General features: G+C 48.4%; 11 protein-coding genes, 16 tRNA genes, 2 rRNA genes, 1 pseudogene and 1 riboswitch. Of the genes and pseudogenes, 28 read left to right on the forward strand and 2 right to left on the reverse strand.

What is annotated here, in order from left to right; translation table 11 throughout:
• The first annotated feature begins 108 nt into the window (after positions 1–108).
• The 21 genes and pseudogenes from NYE62_RS04365 (at position 109) to thiC (ending at position 9,505) form a co-directional block, all read left to right on the forward strand.
• Positions 109–3,038 (forward strand): 23S ribosomal RNA (locus tag NYE62_RS04365).
• Between the two features lie 102 nt (positions 3,039–3,140).
• Positions 3,141–3,256 (forward strand): 5S ribosomal RNA (rrf, locus tag NYE62_RS04370).
• Between the two features lie 9 nt (positions 3,257–3,265).
• A tRNA-Asn gene (locus NYE62_RS04375) sits at positions 3,266–3,340 on the forward strand.
• Between the two features lie 5 nt (positions 3,341–3,345).
• Positions 3,346–3,436, forward strand: a tRNA-Ser gene (locus NYE62_RS04380).
• A gap of 36 nt (positions 3,437–3,472) precedes the next feature.
• Positions 3,473–3,544: transfer RNA gene (locus tag NYE62_RS04385), tRNA-Glu, on the forward strand.
• Between the two features lie 10 nt (positions 3,545–3,554).
• Positions 3,555–3,630: transfer RNA gene (locus NYE62_RS04390), tRNA-Val, on the forward strand.
• Between the two features lie 7 nt (positions 3,631–3,637).
• Positions 3,638–3,714: transfer RNA gene (locus NYE62_RS04395), tRNA-Met, on the forward strand.
• A 7-nt stretch (positions 3,715–3,721) separates the two neighbouring features.
• Positions 3,722–3,798, forward strand: a tRNA-Asp gene (locus tag NYE62_RS04400).
• 10 nt (positions 3,799–3,808) lie between these two features.
• Positions 3,809–3,884 (forward strand) — tRNA-Phe (locus tag NYE62_RS04405).
• A 3-nt stretch (positions 3,885–3,887) separates the two neighbouring features.
• Positions 3,888–3,960, forward strand: a tRNA-Thr gene (locus NYE62_RS04410).
• 11 nt (positions 3,961–3,971) lie between these two features.
• Positions 3,972–4,056 (forward strand) — tRNA-Tyr (locus NYE62_RS04415).
• Positions 4,057–4,064: 8 nt separating this feature from the next.
• Positions 4,065–4,138: transfer RNA gene (locus tag NYE62_RS04420), tRNA-Trp, on the forward strand.
• Between the two features lie 29 nt (positions 4,139–4,167).
• Positions 4,168–4,243, forward strand: a tRNA-His gene (locus NYE62_RS04425).
• A gap of 9 nt (positions 4,244–4,252) precedes the next feature.
• Positions 4,253–4,324, forward strand: a tRNA-Gln gene (locus tag NYE62_RS04430).
• Positions 4,325–4,377: 53 nt separating this feature from the next.
• Positions 4,378–4,452, forward strand: a tRNA-Gly gene (locus NYE62_RS04435).
• Positions 4,453–4,458: 6 nt separating this feature from the next.
• Positions 4,459–4,529, forward strand: a tRNA-Cys gene (locus tag NYE62_RS04440).
• Positions 4,530–4,536: 7 nt separating this feature from the next.
• Positions 4,537–4,625: transfer RNA gene (locus tag NYE62_RS04445), tRNA-Leu, on the forward strand.
• 245 nt (positions 4,626–4,870) lie between these two features.
• A tRNA-Leu gene (locus NYE62_RS04450) sits at positions 4,871–4,952 on the forward strand.
• Between the two features lie 147 nt (positions 4,953–5,099).
• Positions 5,100–6,667: pseudogene (locus tag NYE62_RS04455) on the forward strand (Na+/H+ antiporter NhaC family protein).
• An 85-nt stretch (positions 6,668–6,752) separates the two neighbouring features.
• Entirely contained in the window at positions 6,753–7,451 is a 699-nt protein-coding gene (locus tag NYE62_RS04460; RefSeq protein WP_342497263.1) for a peptidase E, read from the forward strand.
• A 49-nt stretch (positions 7,452–7,500) separates the two neighbouring features.
• A riboswitch (TPP riboswitch) is annotated at positions 7,501–7,611 on the forward strand.
• 121 nt (positions 7,612–7,732) lie between these two features.
• Positions 7,733–9,505, forward strand: a complete 1,773-nt coding sequence (gene thiC, locus NYE62_RS04465) for a phosphomethylpyrimidine synthase ThiC (RefSeq protein ID WP_020953945.1) — start codon at positions 7,733–7,735, stop codon at positions 9,503–9,505.
• Between the two features lie 40 nt (positions 9,506–9,545).
• Here the strand turns inward: thiC and NYE62_RS04470 are convergent, their stop codons facing one another.
• A complete protein-coding gene (locus NYE62_RS04470) occupies positions 9,546–10,901 on the reverse strand; it encodes an FAD-binding oxidoreductase (RefSeq protein WP_144664197.1) in 1,356 nt (451 codons plus the stop codon).
• Positions 10,902–11,159: 258 nt separating this feature from the next.
• On the opposite strand from NYE62_RS04470, the gene NYE62_RS04475 reads away from it, so the two are divergent.
• The 6 genes from NYE62_RS04475 to NYE62_RS04500 all read left to right on the forward strand — a co-directional run bounded on the left by NYE62_RS04475 (position 11,160) and on the right by NYE62_RS04500 (position 16,947).
• Positions 11,160–11,339 carry an FbpB family small basic protein gene (locus NYE62_RS04475; protein ID WP_015417079.1) on the forward strand — a complete coding sequence of 60 codons (180 nt, stop codon included), beginning with the start codon at positions 11,160–11,162 and terminating at the stop codon, positions 11,337–11,339.
• Between the two features lie 2 nt (positions 11,340–11,341).
• A complete protein-coding gene (locus NYE62_RS04480) occupies positions 11,342–13,063 on the forward strand; it encodes an ABC transporter substrate-binding protein (protein ID WP_326254337.1) in 1,722 nt (573 codons plus the stop codon).
• Between the two features lie 68 nt (positions 13,064–13,131).
• The gene (locus NYE62_RS04485; protein WP_241458076.1) at positions 13,132–14,088 is read left to right on the forward strand and encodes an ABC transporter permease; all 957 of its coding nucleotides are present in this window, start codon (positions 13,132–13,134) and stop codon (positions 14,086–14,088) included.
• A gap of 12 nt (positions 14,089–14,100) precedes the next feature.
• Positions 14,101–15,006, forward strand: coding sequence for an oligopeptide ABC transporter permease (opp4C, locus tag NYE62_RS04490; protein ID WP_144464976.1), 906 nt, complete (start codon positions 14,101–14,103; stop codon positions 15,004–15,006).
• Positions 15,003–15,989, forward strand: coding sequence for an ABC transporter ATP-binding protein (locus tag NYE62_RS04495; RefSeq protein ID WP_342497264.1), 987 nt, complete (start codon positions 15,003–15,005; stop codon positions 15,987–15,989). Before opp4C ends, NYE62_RS04495 begins: the two co-directional genes overlap by 4 nt.
• 52 nt (positions 15,990–16,041) lie before the next feature.
• A complete protein-coding gene (locus NYE62_RS04500) occupies positions 16,042–16,947 on the forward strand; it encodes an ABC transporter ATP-binding protein (protein WP_306167745.1) in 906 nt (301 codons plus the stop codon).
• Positions 16,948–17,017: 70 nt separating this feature from the next.
• Here the strand turns inward: NYE62_RS04500 and katA are convergent, their stop codons facing one another.
• A complete protein-coding gene (gene katA, locus NYE62_RS04505) occupies positions 17,018–18,463 on the reverse strand; it encodes a catalase KatA (protein ID WP_003155420.1) in 1,446 nt (481 codons plus the stop codon).
• Positions 18,464–18,718: 255 nt separating this feature from the next.
• On the opposite strand from katA, the gene NYE62_RS04510 reads away from it, so the two are divergent.
• Positions 18,719–19,654, forward strand: coding sequence for an amidohydrolase family protein (locus NYE62_RS04510; RefSeq protein WP_039062853.1), 936 nt, complete (start codon positions 18,719–18,721; stop codon positions 19,652–19,654).
• Positions 19,655–19,829: the final 175 nt, after the last annotated feature.

Below are 19,829 nucleotides of genomic sequence, written 5' to 3' on the forward strand. Positions count from 1 at the left end.
CAACGCATGTGTTAGCATGTCCTATGCGTTGTTCTTTGAAAACTAGATAACAGAAGTAATTCACATTCAATTAGTAATGCAAGATATCACGTAGTGATTCTTTTTAACGGTTAAGTTAGAAAGGGCGCACGGTGGATGCCTTGGCACTAGGAGCCGATGAAGGACGGGACGAACACCGATATGCTTCGGGGAGCTGTAAGCAAGCTTTGATCCGGAGATTTCCGAATGGGGAAACCCACCACTCGTAATGGAGTGGTATCCATATCTGAATACATAGGATATGAGAAGGCAGACCCGGGGAACTGAAACATCTAAGTACCCGGAGGAAGAGAAAGCAAATGCGATTCCCTGAGTAGCGGCGAGCGAAACGGGACCAGCCCAAACCAAGAGGCTTGCCTCTTGGGGTTGTAGGACACTCTGTACGGAGTTACAAAGGAACGAGGTAGATGAAGAGGTCTGGAAAGGCCCGCCATAGGAGGTAACAGCCCTGTAGTCAAAACTTCGTTCTCTCCTGAGTGGATCCTGAGTACGGCGGAACACGTGAAATTCCGTCGGAATCCGGGAGGACCATCTCCCAAGGCTAAATACTCCCTAGTGACCGATAGTGAACCAGTACCGTGAGGGAAAGGTGAAAAGCACCCCGGAAGGGGAGTGAAAGAGATCCTGAAACCGTGTGCCTACAAGTAGTCAGAGCCCGTTAACGGGTGATGGCGTGCCTTTTGTAGAATGAACCGGCGAGTTACGATCCCGTGCAAGGTTAAGCAGAAGATGCGGAGCCGCAGCGAAAGCGAGTCTGAATAGGGCGAATTGAGTACGTGGTCGTAGACCCGAAACCAGGTGATCTACCCATGTCCAGGGTGAAGTTCAGGTAACACTGAATGGAGGCCCGAACCCACGCACGTTGAAAAGTGCGGGGATGAGGTGTGGGTAGGGGTGAAATGCCAATCGAACCTGGAGATAGCTGGTTCTCTCCGAAATAGCTTTAGGGCTAGCCTCAAGGTAAGAGTCTCGGAGGTAGAGCACTGATTGGACTAGGGGCCCCTACCGGGTTACCGAATTCAGTCAAACTCCGAATGCCGATGACTTATCCTTGGGAGTCAGACTGCGAGTGATAAGATCCGTAGTCGAAAGGGAAACAGCCCAGACCGCCAGCTAAGGTCCCAAAGTATACGTTAAGTGGAAAAGGATGTGGAGTTGCTTAGACAACCAGGATGTTGGCTTAGAAGCAGCCACCATTTAAAGAGTGCGTAATAGCTCACTGGTCGAGTGACTCTGCGCCGAAAATGTACCGGGGCTAAACGTATCACCGAAGCTGCGGACTGTTCTTCGAACAGTGGTAGGAGAGCGTTCTAAGGGCTGTGAAGCAAGACCGGAAGGACTTGTGGAGCGCTTAGAAGTGAGAATGCCGGTATGAGTAGCGAAAGAGGGGTGAGAATCCCCTCCACCGAATGCCTAAGGTTTCCTGAGGAAGGCTCGTCCGCTCAGGGTTAGTCGGGACCTAAGCCGAGGCCGAAAGGCGTAGGCGATGGATAACAGGTTGATATTCCTGTACCACCTCCTCACCATTTGAGCAATGGGGGGACGCAGGAGGATAGGGTAAGCGCGGTATTGGATATCCGCGTCCAAGCAGTTAGGCTGGGAAATAGGCAAATCCGTTTCCCGTGAAGGCTGAGCTGTGATGGCGAGCGAATTATAGTAGCGAAGTTCCTGATTCCACACTGCCAAGAAAAGCCTCTAGCGAGGTGAGAGGTGCCCGTACCGCAAACCGACACAGGTAGGCGAGGAGAGAATCCTAAGGTGATCGAGAGAACTCTCGTTAAGGAACTCGGCAAAATGACCCCGTAACTTCGGGAGAAGGGGTGCTCTGTTAGGGTGCAAGCCCGAGAGAGCCGCAGTGAATAGGCCCAGGCGACTGTTTAGCAAAAACACAGGTCTCTGCGAAGCCGTAAGGCGAAGTATAGGGGCTGACGCCTGCCCGGTGCTGGAAGGTTAAGAGGAGCGCTTAGCGTAAGCGAAGGTGCGAATTGAAGCCCCAGTAAACGGCGGCCGTAACTATAACGGTCCTAAGGTAGCGAAATTCCTTGTCGGGTAAGTTCCGACCCGCACGAAAGGCGCAACGATCTGGGCACTGTCTCAACGAGAGACTCGGTGAAATTATAGTACCTGTGAAGATGCAGGTTACCCGCGACAGGACGGAAAGACCCCGTGGAGCTTTACTGCAGCCTGATATTGAATGTTGGTACAGCTTGTACAGGATAGGTAGGAGCCTTGGAAACCGGAGCGCCAGCTTCGGTGGAGGCATCGGTGGGATACTACCCTGGCTGTATTGACCTTCTAACCCGCCGCCCTTATCGGGCGGGGAGACAGTGTCAGGTGGGCAGTTTGACTGGGGCGGTCGCCTCCTAAAAGGTAACGGAGGCGCCCAAAGGTTCCCTCAGAATGGTTGGAAATCATTCGCAGAGTGTAAAGGCACAAGGGAGCTTGACTGCGAGACCTACAAGTCGAGCAGGGACGAAAGTCGGGCTTAGTGATCCGGTGGTTCCGCATGGAAGGGCCATCGCTCAACGGATAAAAGCTACCCCGGGGATAACAGGCTTATCTCCCCCAAGAGTCCACATCGACGGGGAGGTTTGGCACCTCGATGTCGGCTCATCGCATCCTGGGGCTGTAGTCGGTCCCAAGGGTTGGGCTGTTCGCCCATTAAAGCGGTACGCGAGCTGGGTTCAGAACGTCGTGAGACAGTTCGGTCCCTATCCGTCGCGGGCGCAGGAAATTTGAGAGGAGCTGTCCTTAGTACGAGAGGACCGGGATGGACGCACCGCTGGTGTACCAGTTGTTCTGCCAAGGGCATCGCTGGGTAGCTATGTGCGGACGGGATAAGTGCTGAAAGCATCTAAGCATGAAGCCCCCCTCAAGATGAGATTTCCCATTCCGCAAGGAAGTAAGATCCCTGAAAGATGATCAGGTTGATAGGTCTGAGGTGGAAGTGTGGCGACACATGGAGCTGACAGATACTAATCGATCGAGGACTTAACCAATTTGAATGTATGCTTACTGTTATCTAGTTTTGAGAGAATTTTTTTAAAAAAACTCTTGCTTTTTCTGAAATACATAGTATAATAATACATGTCACTAAAATGTCTGGTGATGATGGCGAAGAGGTCACACCCGTTCCCATGCCGAACACGGAAGTTAAGCTCTTCAGCGCCGATGGTAGTCGGGGGTTTCCCCCTGTGAGAGTAGGACATCGCCAGGCAGACTTCATTCCGCAGTAGCTCAGTGGTAGAGCTATCGGCTGTTAACCGATCGGTCGTAGGTTCGAATCCTACCTGCGGAGCCATTTATGGAGAGCTGTCCGAGTGGCCGAAGGAGCACGATTGGAAATCGTGTAGGCGGTAACCCCGTCTCAAGGGTTCGAATCCCTTGCTCTCCGCCACTAATTATCAATACATAACAAACGAAAAAATACCAGGGCCCGTTGGTCAAGCGGTTAAGACACCGCCCTTTCACGGCGGTAACACGGGTTCGAATCCCGTACGGGTCACTTATATGATGGAGGATTAGCTCAGCTGGGAGAGCATCTGCCTTACAAGCAGAGGGTCGGCGGTTCGAGCCCGTCATCCTCCACCATTATCATCGCGGGGTGGAGCAGTTCGGTAGCTCGTCGGGCTCATAACCCGAAGGTCGCAGGTTCAAATCCTGCCCCCGCAACCAAAAAAATGGTCCGGTAGTTCAGTTGGTTAGAATGCCTGCCTGTCACGCAGGAGGTCGCGGGTTCGAGTCCCGTCCGGACCGCCATTTATAAAAAGGCTCGGTAGCTCAGTTGGTAGAGCAACGGACTGAAAATCCGTGTGTCGGCGGTTCGATTCCGTCCCGAGCCACCATTTGCCGGTCTAGCTCAATTGGTAGAGCAACTGACTTGTAATCAGTAGGTTGGGGGTTCAAGTCCTCTGGCCGGCACTCTAAATGATGGAGGGGTAGCGAAGTGGCTAAACGCGGCGGACTGTAAATCCGCTCCCTCAGGGTTCGGCAGTTCGAATCTGCCCCCCTCCACCATTTTAAATAGGGGCATAGTTTAACGGTAGAACAGAGGTCTCCAAAACCTCCGGTGTGGGTTCGATTCCTACTGCCCCTGCCACTATTTTATTTATTCATCTTCAGATTATGGCGGTTGTGGCGAAGTGGTTAACGCACCAGATTGTGGCTCTGGCACTCGTGGGTTCGATTCCCATCAATCGCCCCATTTTATCATTGGGCTATAGCCAAGCGGTAAGGCAACGGACTTTGACTCCGTCATGCGTTGGTTCGAATCCAGCTAGCCCAGTTGCATTTTTTAAAAAACAACAGCATAAGATGTATTAAGTTCTTTTACATGTTGCGGAAGTAGTTCAGTGGTAGAACATCACCTTGCCAAGGTGGGGGTCGCGGGTTCGAATCCCGTCTTCCGCTCCAAATTACGGCGGCATAGCCAAGTGGTAAGGCAGAGGTCTGCAAAACCTTTATCCCCGGTTCGAATCCGGGTGTCGCCTTTCTATTGCCGGGGTGGTGGAATTGGCAGACACACAGGACTTAAAATCCTGCGGTAGGTGACTACCGTGCCGGTTCAAGTCCGGCCCTCGGCACCAATTTAACTTTGAACGAACTATGTTAAATTGGTCATCAGTTTTCACATTATAAAACATATATGAGAGTGATTTGCATATTGCAGATCACTTTTTTTATATAATAAAAACGTAATGACCATCAATATAAGTTTCTTGCTTGTATCGTATATACTGCATTACCATTTAAAAAACTTTGCTAAAACCGTTGACGTTTTATGAAATACATGTTATATTTATATACGTCGGTTGAACACGACGCATTACATGCCGGTGTGGCGGAATTGGCAGACGCGCACGACTCAAAATCGTGTTCCTTCTGGAGTGCCGGTTCGACCCCGGCCACCGGTATACAAAGGCTTCTACATATTGTAGAAGCCTTTTTTGTTGTGTGAAAATATCCTCCAAGGCTTGTGAAAACATGATACGCGTGCAGATTGTATAAATACGCTTTTTTCAAAGATACTAACAAGAAGTTCTTTGAAAGAGGTGTTTTTTATGGAAGGGACTTGGGCTTGTCTTATCCCATTTATTCTGGTCATTCCCATTTCAATCATTACAAAGCAAGTGCAGTCCGGTCTGTTTGTCGGTTTGCTGGTCGGAAGCTATCTTTTGCATCCCAGCTTGCTTGGCGGGATTGAACATATGGTTCAATATGTAATCAGCAACATTGTCGTCACCAATAATATTAGAATCATTGTTTTTCTATATTCATTTGCCGGCCTTGTGGGGATTATAAAGCTGACCGGCGGGATAAAAGGATTCGTCCATTTGATCAGTAAAAAAGTTAAAACCAAAAAAGGTGCGATGCTGCTTGCATGGCTGTCGACATTTGGCACGTTCAGTGAACCGGACTTTCGCATCGTCACAATTGCACCGATCATGAAAGCTTTAAGCAAGCGTCTGGACCTGTCGAAACAGAAAATTGCGTATGCCATTGAGTTTACGGCAAACCCTGTCATTGCCTTGATTCCGATAGCAACGGCATTTGTCGGCTACATGGTTTCCATTATCGGACAGGCCCTCAAAACGTCAGGAATAGATCAGCCGGCTTACACGGTGTATGTGAAAAGTATTCCCTTCAATTTTTTCTCCATTGTGATTATAGTAGTCGGAATTTATTACTGCTTTTTTAAGAAACAAAAAGCGGACGAAAGCTTAGAAAAAACAGAAAAGGACAAACTTCTGCTCGCAAACATAACAAAAATACGGAACCGATTCCGCGGAACAGCGGTGTGTTGCTTTCAAAAGGCTCAGGTTCATTCAACATGGAAACAGGGACGATCTCAGATATTCACGGTGAACATACGGGAATGTTCGAAAGTGATGATCATGCTGACCAGCAGGAGGAGCTGGATTCGGCGCACCGTGCTTATATTAAGGAAACACCGATTCGGCCGTGGAATTTAATCATTCCGATCGGGCTGTTTTTGCTATTAACACTCTTTCTCAGTTGGTGGGACGGCCATTCAAAAGCACAAGGGTTTTTGAATGCTTTTATCAAAAGCGATATGCTTGGCGTCATGTTAACCGCATTATTGGCAGCGGTTATTGCAGCATTTGCTCTTTTTATGTTTCAGCGTTTTCATGCAGGCGAGCTTGTTACCCATTTTATTAAGGGCGGAAACGAATTGGTCAACGTTATTATTATGTTATCGCTGATTTGGGCCGTAACAGCAGTATCTGAAGATCTGGGATTCTCGAAATATGTTACTTCTCATTTAACGTCATGGATCCCTCATATGTTTATTGCGCCGTCTCTTTTTATACTGGGGGCTGTTATATCCTATTTTATCGGGTCATCCTGGGGGACTTGGGGGCTATTAATGCCGCTCGGCGTAACGCTGGCGGTTCAGTCACATACCAGCTTATTATTAGCGATCGGGGCCGTGTTTGCGAGCGGAACATTTGGAGCGTTTGCTTCTCCTCTCAGTGATAATACGGTGACAACCTGTACGGTGTTGGGAATCGATGTTGTGAAGTATGCCCGTTCGAAGATTGTTCCGGCGCTTATCGCCGCGGGGATCTCCGTTGTGTTATACGGTGCGTTTTCATTTTTTAGATAACAAATACTTTTTAAAGGCGGTATCCGAAATGGGGATAACGCCTTTTTATGAGCTGTTATACTAGAGGAAAAAAGAGGTGATGACATTGAAGAAGATTATTGCAATGGGCGGCGGGGGCTTTTCCGTGGAGCCGGATCATCTTGTGCTGGATCAGTATATTTTAGAGCATTCGGCGCGGGCAAAGCCGAAAATTTGTTTTTTGCCGACGGCAAGCGGAGATTCGGAGAATTATATCGGCAGGTTTTATCAGGCCTTTCAAAAGCTGCGGGGTGAGCCGGATCACTTGTCGCTGTTTAAACCGCCGGGTTCTGATCTCAGATCCTTTCTCATGAAGAAAGATATTATATATGTCGGCGGCGGAAATACGCGCAATATGCTTGTCTTATGGAAAGAGTGGGGGCTTGACCTTATTCTTCGTGAGGCTTGGGAAAACGGCATCATGTTGGCGGGTCTCAGCGCCGGGGCGATTTGCTGGTATGAAGAAGGATTGACGGATTCGGCTGGAGATTTGAGAGAGTTAAGAGCTTTAGGATTTTTGCCGGGAAGCTTTTGTCCGCACTATGACGGAGAAGCGGAGCGCCGGCCGGTGTATCACCGTCTGATTTCAGAAAAGAAACTCAGGGAGGGCTATGCCGCTGATGACGGCGCTGCGCTTCATTATAAAGACGGTCAGCTGTTCCGGGCTGTCTCTTCCAGGGAAACCGCAAAGGGTTATCGGGTTTTTAATACCGAAAAAGGCGTTCGGGAAACAGAGCTTATGACCGTACCGTTATCTGAATTTTGATAATATGCTTTTTTTTGTACACAACTTATGTTACGATGAGAGCGAAATCAATAGTTACTGGGGGTGCCCGTCTGAGCGGGCTGAGAGAGAAGCGGCGGCTTCTTAACCCTTTGGACCTGATCTGGTTCGTACCAGCGTGGGGAAGTAAAGGTTTTATTATTGTTGATGAAAACAATAATAGTTTCTTTCTGACTGCAAAACCGGGTTCTTCTTTGAACCCGGTTTTTTTGTGCTGGTGCTGAGCTTGGTTCTGTTATTCAAATGATAAAGGAGAGATTTGTATGCAAAATCAATCAGTACAGCAAGCGAACATTTCCATTATGTCGAGTTTTTCCGGCAGTAAAAAGGTTTATGCAGAAGGTTCTTCGCCCGATATACGAGTGCCGATGCGGGAAATCAGCCTGAGTGCGACTACGGGGGCATTCGGGGAAGAGGAGAATGCGCCGGTCCGTGTTTATGATACGAGCGGGCCGTATACAGACCCGGATGTACAGATTGATATTCATGAAGGGCTGGGGGCGCTCCGCACAAAGTGGATTACCGGGCGCGGAGATGTAGAAGAATATAATGGCCGGACCGTGAGACCTGAAGACAACGGTTATAAAAAAGAGGGCCGTGCCGCTGAATACCCCGGCCTACAGCGGAAACCGCTTCGGGCCAAGCCGGGGAAAAATGTAACACAATTGCATTATGCGAGAAAAGGCATAATTACGCCTGAAATGGAGTTTATCGCAATACGTGAGCATGTGTCTCCCGAATTTGTCAGGGAAGAGGTGGCGAGCGGACGGGCGATTATTCCTTCTAACGTCAACCACCCGGAAAGCGAGCCGATGATTATCGGCCGGAATTTTCATGTGAAAATCAATGCAAATATCGGCAACTCGGCTGTTACATCTTCTATCGAAGAAGAAGTCGAAAAAATGACGTGGGCGATTCGCTGGGGCGCCGATACGATGATGGACTTATCCACGGGAAAAGACATTCATACGACGCGTGAATGGATTATCCGCAACTGCCCCGTGCCTGTGGGGACGGTGCCGATTTATCAGGCGCTTGAAAAAGTAAATGGCATTGCCGAGGATTTAACGTGGGACATTTATCGTGACACATTGATTGAGCAGGCGGAGCAGGGCGTGGATTATTTCACCATCCATGCCGGCGTACTGCTTCGTTACGTCCCGTTAACGGCTAAACGCACGACGGGAATCGTATCCCGCGGCGGGGCGATTATGGCGCAATGGTGCCTGGCTCATCACCAGGAAAGCTTTCTGTACACGCATTTTGAAGAAATTTGTGAAATCATGAAGACCTATGATATCGCTTTTTCTCTTGGTGACGGGCTTCGCCCCGGTTCGATTGCGGATGCCAATGATGAAGCGCAGTTTGCGGAATTGGAGACTCTCGGAGAATTGACGGAGATTGCGTGGAAGCACGATGTGCAAGTGATGATCGAAGGACCGGGTCATGTGCCGATGCATAAAATTAAGGAAAACATGGACAAGCAGCTGGAAATTTGTAAAGAGGCGCCTTTTTACACGCTCGGGCCATTAACGACGGATATCGCTCCGGGTTATGACCACATTACTTCAGCAATCGGCGCGGCGATGATCGGCTGGTACGGGACGGCGATGCTTTGCTATGTCACGCCGAAGGAGCATTTGGGGCTGCCGAATCGTGATGATGTAAGAGAAGGCGTCATTACGTACAAAATCGCGGCACATGCCGCAGACCTTGCTAAAGGGCATCCGGGTGCACAGATCCGTGACGATGCTCTGTCTAAGGCGCGGTTTGAATTCCGGTGGCGTGATCAATTTCATTTGTCGCTTGATCCTGAAAGAGCAATGGAATATCATGATGAAACGCTGCCGGCTGAAGGCGCAAAAACGGCTCACTTCTGTTCGATGTGCGGTCCGAAGTTCTGCAGTATGAGAATTTCTCAGGATATTCGTGATTATGCGAAGGAAAACGGACTTACTGAAGACGAGGCCGTCAACGAAGGGCTGAAAGAAAAAGCAAAAGAGTTTGCAGAGAAGGGAAGCCGCTTATATCAATAAAAGAAAAGATGAAGATGGAGTTTGCCCATCTTCATCTTTTTTAGAAAAACGGTGAACGGCGAAGCGGCGGAATGCTCTGCTCGAAGCGGAATATATTTTCCGGATCATATTTCGTTTTGACTTGACGGAGGCGGTGAACATTTTCTCCGTAATACGTTTGCAGCCAGTTTCTGATTTCTCTATCAGGCCAATTCACGTAATCTCCCATCGTTTCTCTTGATAGGGACGTTCTCAGTCCTTCGATCCAGCGGACATTTTGTCTTTCTTCTTCAGCAGATGTCCAAGTTGTAATATATTCTTGGGCAATGATTGCGTTGCGATAGTAGAATGCCGTTTGGTCCGGAGCGATCCGTCCGGCCGCCCCGCCGAGAGATTGCTGCCACACACTGGCGTTTTCGTTCGGAGCGTGCTCTAAATAGCGCTTTAAAGTGGAAATCGCGCGTGTTGATAATGGTTTTTCAATAAAGGATCCTGACCGCTTCATCTTTTGCGGCTGATTGCCTCCCGGGCTGTTAAAAAAGGCTGCCGCTTTAATAAATGGCACTGTCTTGACCATGCCGCTTGCCGGTTTTCCCGCTTTCATTAACGGAGCCAGCAGTTCTTTCAGCTCATCCTTTGTCCCGGTAAATTGACCGAGCGCTTCTATGCGGTTGACTTCCTTAGGCCAAAACTGAATTGATGAGGTAAGCCGGTTGTCTGTAAATGGAGCCCAGCGCTGCCAAGTGTTAAATACTTCCTCAAAATCATCCCAGCCCCAAGTGACAGAAAAAACAGACACGCACGAGATCGGCACGGCTTTAAACATCATGGATGTGACAATGCCGAAGTTGCCTCCCCCTCCTCCCTGAGACGCCCAAAATAGATCAGAGTGCTTTGAACGGTTGACTGTGATCAAGTCAGCACCCGCTTTTTCGTCCGCTATGATCATTTCGAGCTGGAGGAGACGATCGCAAGTAAGTCCGGCTGTCCTTGTTAAATATCCGATTCCTCCCCCGAGCGTCAGCCCCGTGATTCCCACATTCGCAATGGTTCCCGCAGGAAGGGTCAAGCCGTACCGCCAGAGTGTGCGGTAGACTTCCCCCAATTCGGCTCCCGCTTCAATCGAGACCAGCCGCTTATCCTCATTTACTCTTATTTTCTTCATTTCACTGAGATCAATGACTAGTCCGTCATTTAACAGGGAAAAGTTTTCGTAGCTGTGTCTTCCGCCTCTGATACGGAAAGGCACATTGTTCTCACGCGCCCATCTCAGCGCATTGAGGGCGTCATGTTTGTTTTGACAAAACACAATGATGTCTGGATATCTTTGCAGGCTCAAATTGATATTGGTTCTTGCAGCATTATAGTCCGGGTCATCTTTTTTGACGATGCGACCGGTCAATGTTGTCTTTTCCACATTCTCACTCACTTTCACTTGTACTCTGCTATGTTTTCTAGCATATGCGGAAAAATGAGAGAGTGTATGAGGAAAACCCCCGGAAGGAAACGATATTTTAAATTATAGTTGACAGGTAGGGATTGTATGAATTAACATAATCATTACATATTTCCAAACGATGGCTGATCGGATCACCGAAGGCTCTTATCTTTTAAACAGATAAGGGCCTTTTTTGCGTGAAAGTCATGAATGAAATGAAAAGCGGAGGGATGAAAAGTGGCGTTAAAAAAGGTATCACATGTGCGCAAAAAGAGCAAAAAACGAAAAAAGTACAGAAAATACACATTGAATTTCGAACTGCTTGTAGAGAAAAACAAACGGGAGATTATGAGAAATGAGGAACAGATGGAGCAGATTTATATAAAGATAGATGAAAAGCATGCGGGGGTTCGATAAAGATGAAGGAGAGAAAATGGAGGATAAAAACAACGGTACTCGCGCTGTCGGTATCCATCATGTTATCAGGGTGCGCGTTAGGGAGCGCCGGGGAAGAACCGTCATCTGCGGCGGATAAAAAGGAAGAAACACGTATTGCCCATGTCAAGACAAAGGAATTTAAAGCTTCTCATCCGGCGGCCATTCCCGCTAAATCGAAAGCCAGAACTGACACTTTTGTTGCTGGGATTTCCGCGCCGGGCGGTGTGTTTCTGCCGTACTTCTACGAAAACGGCTGGGATGGAAATGCGACAGATCCTATTTTTGAACCGTTAGTCAAACTGGATAAAATGGGGAAGCCTGCCCCGGCTCTTGCGGAAAGCTGGAATATTTCCAAAGATCAGCTTACCTACACGTTCCGTTTAAGAAAAAATCTCGTTTTCAGCGACGGTTCACCGCTGACCGCAAAGGATGCCGCATTCACTCTAACACTGCTGCATGATCCTGCATACGCGGGCTATGAAGATATCACCACGGCCTATATTAAAGGCGGTAAGGCTTACAAAGAAGGAAAGGCAAAGACGATAGAGGGCATTCGCGTCCTTAATGACAGAACCATTCAAATCACGACTGAGAAAGTCAGTGCGAAGTCGCTGCTTCTTTTGGGAGGGCAGGTGCTGTCAGAAGCCTACTACGGGAAGAAATATCAATTCGGCAAACTGGACTATTTAAAAGAGCTTTATGCCAAACCGCTCGGAGCGGGACCTTATCAATTTACAGAATACCTTCCGGGACAGGAAATACGCTATCAGGCTAATGAACACTATTATGCCGGAAAACCGAAAACGGAAAAGCTGATTTATAAAATTATCGATCCGTCAACTTCCCTTCAGCTGTTTGAAACGGGTGACCTTGATTACGCTTCTTTCTCACCTGATGATGATACGGTTCAGCATTTAAAAAGTCTCGGTTTTGCCAATATAAGCATATCTGTCGTGAATGATTACGGGCTTGTGTACGTCAATCACAAGCGTCCGCCTTTTCAAGATAAGAAAGTGTCCCAGGCGCTTATTTACGGACTTGACCGTCAAAAAATCGTCGATGTCCGCTTTAAACGCTACGGAGAGGTCGCGAATGTTCCGGTGTCTCCGGTTTCGTGGGCTTATGATGACAAAGGTGTTAATCGGTATGAGTTTAACCCTGAAAAAGCCAAAAAGCTTCTCGATGAAGCGGGCTGGAAAACGGGCAAAGACGGTGTACGTGAAAAAAACGGCAAAAAGCTTGAAATCAGCTATTACACGTCTAAAGCGGATGATGATTTTATTCCGATCGCGAAAGAAAATTACGCGGACATCGGAATCGCATTAAAACCGGAAGTGATGGATTTTAATACAGAAGTAGCGAAAATAAATGACAAACAATATGACCTTGCCGCCGTTTCCACCTCGCAGATTCTTGATCCGAATGACACGGTGGAAAAGCTGGCTTCCGGCCATCCCAATAATGTAACGGGGTATTCCAATCCGAAAGCGGACCGGCTGATAGAGAAAGGAGCCGGCACGCTTGATATCAGCAAAAGAAAAGAGATTTATCACCAGCTGTACCGGGAGCTCGGGGAAAACCCGCCTTACATTCTGATTCATTACCGTCAGAGCGCAAGGGCGGTCAGCGGAAAAATAAAAGGGCTTGAGCCTGACAATTATTCTGGAATCAGTTCAAGTCTCTCAAATGTCTCAATTCAATAGAACGGTTGGGCAAAATACCCGGTGCATCCTGGGGATTTTGCCCTTTCAGCGGAAAGGAGGGGCTTTTTATGAAACGGTATGCCGCAGAACGATTCATTCAAATGCTTGTGATCTTATTCGGTACGTCCTTTATTATTTTTTTCTTATTCGCCATGCTGCCGGGCGACTATATTGATTCCAATGTAAACCTGACTCCTGAAAGAGCGAAGGAGTTAAAAGCGCTTTACGGGTTGGATCAGCCGATTTGGCAACGCTATGTGACGTGGCTCGGAAATGTGCTCAGCGGAGATTTTGGGTTTTCTTTGAAATATCAGGAGAACGTCCTGTCACTGCTTCGGAAATATGTCTGGAATTCGTTTTTTGTCGCGTTTTTGGCGTTGCTTGTCACATGGTCAGCCGCGATGATAACGGGTGTCATATCCGCTGTCAGGAAATACTCATGGTTTGACGGGATCGTGACGTTTCTTGTATTTGCTTCCATGGCGTTCCCGTCTTTTTTTATCAGCCTTCTGTTTATTAAGTGGTTGGGGGTGGATTTGAAAATATTGCCCGTCGGCGGGATGATTGATACCGGAAGCACGAGTACAGGTTTTTCGTACGTGCTTGAAGCCGTCAGACATATGATTCTTCCGACCGTGATTTTATCTATGCTCGGCATCGGCTCGCTGACAAGGTATTTCCGCTCCGGCATGCTGGACGTGATCAGACAGGATTATATCAGAACGGCGAGAGCGAAGGGATTGAAAGAGCGCACCGTCATCTGGAAACATGCGTTGAAAAACGCGCTCATTCCGGCCATCACCCTGCTTGCTTTTGAACTGCCGGGACTGTTTTCCGGAGCCATCATTATTGAACAGATTTTCGGGTGGCCGGGTGTCGGACGTATTCAGCTGGAATCTGTGCATTATCGTGATTATCCGGTTTTGATGGCGTTTACCTTGTTTTTGTCTTGTTTAACGATTGTGGGGAACTTCTTGGCGGATATCGCTTATGCCGCGGTTGATCCGCGGGTCAGGCTGAAATAGGGGGTGTTCGGAATGAAAAAACAAAAAGGGGTGCCGCCTTCTCTTTGGAAGCAGACGTACCGCCGCCTGCTGCAGCATAAGCTGACGGTCATCAGTCTTCTTTTCTTATGTTTTATGTTTTTATTGTGCTTTATCGGGCCGTCTTTTTCTCCGTACATAACAGATCGGACGGATATTTCAAATGCCAATCAGCAGCCGGGAATCCATCATTGGCTGGGAACTGACCAGTACGGGAGAGATGTGCTGATGAGGCTGATGCTGGCGGGGCAGATTTCTCTGACCGTGGGGCTTGCTTCAATGGTGCTGTCGCTTGTCATCGGTTCTTTACTCGGGGCTGCGGCCGGATTTTATCGGGGAGCCGCTGATATGATCATTATGCGCATCGCTGATATGCTCATGTCCATCCCGGGCCTGCCGCTGCTTTTGATTTTGGCTGCGGTGATGTCGGAGTGGAAAGTGCCTTCTGAATACAGGATGTACCTGATCATGATGATGTTAAGCTTGATTGGATGGCCCGGTCTGGCGCGGCTTGTACGCGGACAGATTTTGTCGCTGAAGGAGCAGCCGTTTATGATGGCCGCGGAAGTTTTGGGGCTTAGTGATAAACGGAAAATCCTCTATCATTTGCTTCCCAATACATTGCCGTTATTACTGGTAGCGGCGACTTTGCATGTGGCGGGAGCGATGCTGAGTGAATCGGCGCTGAGTTTTCTCGGGCTTGGCGTTGCTCCGCCCACACCTTCTTGGGGAAACATGATGGAAGCGGCGAATCATTTTATGGATTTTACACTCCGCCCGTGGCTGTGGATTCCGCCGGGAACGGCCATTTTTCTGACCGTTGTGGCGATTCATCTGCTTGGAGACGGTTTAAGAGACGCTTTTGATCCTAAGGTAAAACGGCAGGTGAAAATGAAATGAAAAAACCGCTTTTAGAAGTGAGGCATTTGGAAACGGCTTTTTATACAGAGGAGGGGGCGGTAAAGGCCGTGGACGATGTCAGCTTTACGATACATGAGGAGGAAACGGTTTGTATTGTAGGGGAGTCCGGCTGCGGGAAAAGCATGGCGTCATTGTCCATTATGCAGCTTATTCCCGAGACGGGGAGAATCGAACGGGGAGCGGTGCATTTTTCCGGACGGAACCTGTTGGAATTGAAACCAAAAGACATGCAGAAAATCCGCGGCAGCGAAATCGGGATGATATTTCAGGAACCGATGACATCTTTGAATCCGGTGTTTACAATCGGTGAGCAGCTGGCCGAACCGATTCGCGAACATTTATTGCTGAGTAAGAAAGAAGCATGGCGGAGGGCCGTTGAACTGATCACGTTAGTGGAGATCCCGCATGCCGAGCAGGTTATGCACCAATATCCTCATGAACTGAGCGGCGGCATGCTGCAGCGCATCATGACGGCTGTCGCGCTTAGCTGCGAACCGAAACTGATCATTGCCGACGAGCCGACGACAGCGCTTGACGTAACCATTCAGGCGCAGATATTGGATTTATTGCGGGATATGAAAAAGCAATTCCGCACGTCTATTTTATTCATTACTCATGACCTTGGCGTGGTTGCTGAAATGGCTGATTATGTGATTGTTATGTATGCGGGGAAAATTGTGGAGGAAGGACCGGTTGCAAAGCTTTTTTCTGATCCGAAGCATCCGTATACGAAAGGACTGCTCGCGGCCAAGCCGGTTATCGGTCAAAGAAGAGAGATGTTGTACACCATTCCGGGGCAGGTCCCCGAGCTTGCGGACCTGTCGGGATCGTCTTGTTATTTTGCGGAGCGATTTGAACACAGCATGGAAATATGCCGGAAATCGAGCCCGCATTTTACTGAATTCGGGAAGGGGCATCAGGCGGCGTGCTGGCTTTACAGAGAGGAGAAAGCAGATGGGTGATGTGTTGCTGGAGGTCAAGGGGCTGAAAAAATATTACGAGGAGCATGGGGGGATGAGAAAGACCCGCAAAAATCCCGTAAAAGCAGTTGACGGTGTCAGTTTTACGATAGAAAAGGGAGAAGTGTTCGGCTTAGCGGGAGAATCGGGCAGCGGAAAGTCATCAATCGGCAAGACCATTTTGAGGCTTCATGAAAAAACAGAGGGAGAGGTGTTTTTTCAGGGGCGTGATGTGTTTCGGATGAGTCGGCGCGAGCTCAAAACTTTCAGATCAGAAGCGCAGCTCATCTTTCAAGATCCGTTCAGTTCTTTAAATCCCCGGCGTCGGATCGGAGAAGCCATCGGTGAAGCGATGATCGAGCATCAATTGGCGGTGAAGCGGAACGCGCGTGATAAAGCGGCGGAAGTTCTTGAAGCCTGCGGACTTTCCGCAAACTTTATCGACCGTTATCCGCATGAATTTTCCGGAGGGCAGCGGCAGCGGATCGTGATTGCAAGAGCGATGGCGCTCAAGCCGCAATTTATCATTATGGATGAACCCGTGGCGGCGTTAGATGTCTCCATCCAGGCGCAGATGATGAATTTGTTCAGCAGCCTTCAAAAACAGCACGGGCTGTCATATTTGTTCATTTCTCATGATTTAAGCGTGGTGGAGCACTTATGTACGAAGGTCGCCATTATGTATTTAGGGACGATTGTGGAATACGCGTCAAAGGAGGAGCTCTTTTCACGGCCGCTTCATCCTTATACGAAAGCGCTGTTATCAGCCGTGCCTGTTCCTGATCCCGGAGCGAAAAGGGAGCGGATAATTTTAAAGGGTGATATACCGAGCCCCTCTGATCCGCCTTCAGGCTGTAAATTCCGAACGAGATGCCCGGCAGCCAAGAAGATATGTGCTGAGAAAAGTCCGGCGCTGTCAGAAAAAGGGCTTCATCATTTTGCGGCATGCCACTTCATATAATTGAGAAAAAACGGTTTTATTGATAATAAACAGGAAAAACCTACCGGGCAGACCGGCAGGTTTTTTGATGTTATTTTGGTGATGGCAGTCCGAGTCCTTCGGCAACGCGTCTGCCGTATTCAGGATCAGCTTTGTAGAAGTGGCCGATCTGGCGCAGCTTAATTTCTTCTTTTTCCACAGGTTTCATCGCACTGACGATATTGGCAACAAGGCGCGCGCGCTCTTCCTCACTCATCAGGCGGTACAGGTCGCCGGCTTGTGTGTAATGATCATGATGATTATAGCTTACACTGTCAGCGAAACCTGATACAGGATATGCCGCCTGTTTATCTTCAGGTGACTCTTTCGGGCCGCCGAAGCTGTTAGGCTCGTAATAGACGGAGCGGCCGCCGTTATCATCAAAACGCATTTGTCCGTCACGCTGATAGTTTTTCACTTCATTGCGGGAACGGTTGATCGGCAGCGCCTGATGGTTCGCGCCGACACGGTAGCGATGCGCGTCATGGTATGCGAACAACCGGCCTTGAAGCATTTTGTCAGGTGAGACGTCGACGCCGGGGACTAATGTGCCGGGAGAGAACGTCGCCTGTTCTACTTCCGCAAAGTAATTTTCCGGATTGCGGTTCAGAACCATGCGGCCGACTTCAATGAGCGGATAGTCTTTTTGAGACCATACTTTTGTGACGTCAAACGGATCAAAGCGATATGTGTTTGCGTCTTCTAACGGCATGATTTGAACATATAATTTCCATGCGGGGAAATCGCCGTTTTCAATCGCATTGAACAAATCTTCCGTATGGTAATCGGGATTTTCGCCCGCGATTTTTGCAGCTGTATTAACATCAAGGTTTTTCACGCCTTGCTCTGTTTTAAAGTGATATTTAATCCAGACGCCTTCGCCTTTATCATTTGTCCATTTAAATGTATGGCTTCCGAATCCGTGCATATGGCGAAGAGTCGCCGGAATGCCCCGGTCTGACATCAGAATGGTTACCTGGTGCAGGGATTCCGGCGACAGAGACCAGAAATCCCAAACGGCCGTTGGATTTTTCAGATGTGTTCTCGGATCTCTTTTTTGTGTATGGATAAAGTCAGGGAACTTGATGGCATCGCGGATGAAGAACACGGGTGTATTGTTTCCGACGATGTCGTAGTTTCCTTCTTCTGTATAAAACTTAACGGCAAATCCGCGCGGGTCGCGCACTGTGTCACTAGAGCCCAGTTCGCCCGCAACGGTTGAGAAACGGATGAAGAGCGGCGTGCGTTTACCGACTTCTGACAGAAATGCGGCTTTCGTATATTTTGTAACGTCATTTGTGACTTCAAAATAACCGTGTGCGCCCGCGCCTTTTGCGTGAACGACACGCTCGGGAACGCGTTCTCTGTTAAAGTGCGCCAATTTCTCAAGCAGATGGACGTCTTGTATTAAAGCAGGACCGCGATCGCCGGCCGTCATTGAGTTTTGGTTATCTCCGACAGGAGCGCCCCAGCTGGTTGTCAATTTATTTGAACTCATGTGATCACCTCTTTAGATTTATAAAAACATAATATCACCTATCATTAAAAAGTCAATATTATTTTATAATGATTATAAAATAATTATTTTTATTATCGAAAAAGGGTTTGGGTTTGAAAGACTACTTGACTGGCGGGAATAATGGGTTTAAGATGAGGAAAAATAGAAACCGCTGACTTGGACACAAGAGGCTCTTATTCTTCACTGGATAAGGGCCTTTTTTTATTGTCAGGCGGTAAGGGAGGCGGCGATTGTATGCTTTTCCGGCAGCATTTTAAACCTGTCGATATTCACGGTCATCTGCCGTACAGCCTTTATTTCGGCAAAAACGATAAGACATTTTCCGATTATAACCGGGAGCGGTCAGATAGAATGAATCTGACTTGGGATTTTCCTGATCCACATGATGTTGAGGGCGATGACGGCGAAATCGCTTTGATGACAAGATGGGAGAATGAATTAGATAAGTACGGCATTGACGTGCTGAATTTTTTAACAGCAGAGAGCAATGACCGGATGGCGGCGTTTATTCAAGCCAATCCTGCGAGATTTACCGGATTTGCATATCATCCTTTGGAGCGGGAGGATGCGTATGAAGAGCTGAAAAGAGCGGTAGAAGAGCTCGGTCTGAAAGGATATAAACTGTTCGGGCCGCTGACAGACATTGATTTTCATGATCCGTCGCTGAAAAAGCTGTGGACGTATCTGGCTGACAAAAGGCTGCCTGTATTAATTCACTTCGGGCTTTTAGGAAGAGCGGGGGGCATTGTCAGCCATCGCAACATCAACCCGCTCTCCATCTACCGCGTCGCGAGAGAGTATGCTGATATTCCGTTCATCATTCCGCATTTCGGCGCCGGATATTATCAGGAACTGCTGCAGCTGTGCTGGAGCTGCCCGAATGTGTATATTGACACGTCCGGCTCAAATCAGTGGATGAGGTGGATGCCGTACCCGCTTGATTTGGAAATTCTGTTTCGAAAGACATCTGAATTAATCGGTGCTGAACGGATCATCTTCGGGACGGATTCGAACGGATTTCCGAGAGGATATGTATACAGATATCTTCAGGAGCAGGTGAGGACCTGCCGGGAAATCAATATGCGGGAAGAAGATATAGAAAACATTTTCGGCAACAACGCGCGGACATTATTGAAAATCGCCCGTCAAGAAAAGGAAGTAAATACGTGATACAGCCGATGCGCTCTCTGGCAGGGTTATGCCGGAGGGCGTATTTTAATCCTTATAAAAAACAGTTGACAAGTCGGAATAATTTGAATTAACATGATATTCAAATTTAAAAACAAACGGGTTGCCGATCGGACCGCCGAAGGCTCCCATCTCTGCAAGCAATCGGAGATGGGGG

It is taken from the genome of Bacillus sp. FSL K6-2861, assembly GCF_038630725.1.
Lineage (GTDB): Bacteria > Bacillota > Bacilli > Bacillales > Bacillaceae > Bacillus > Bacillus velezensis.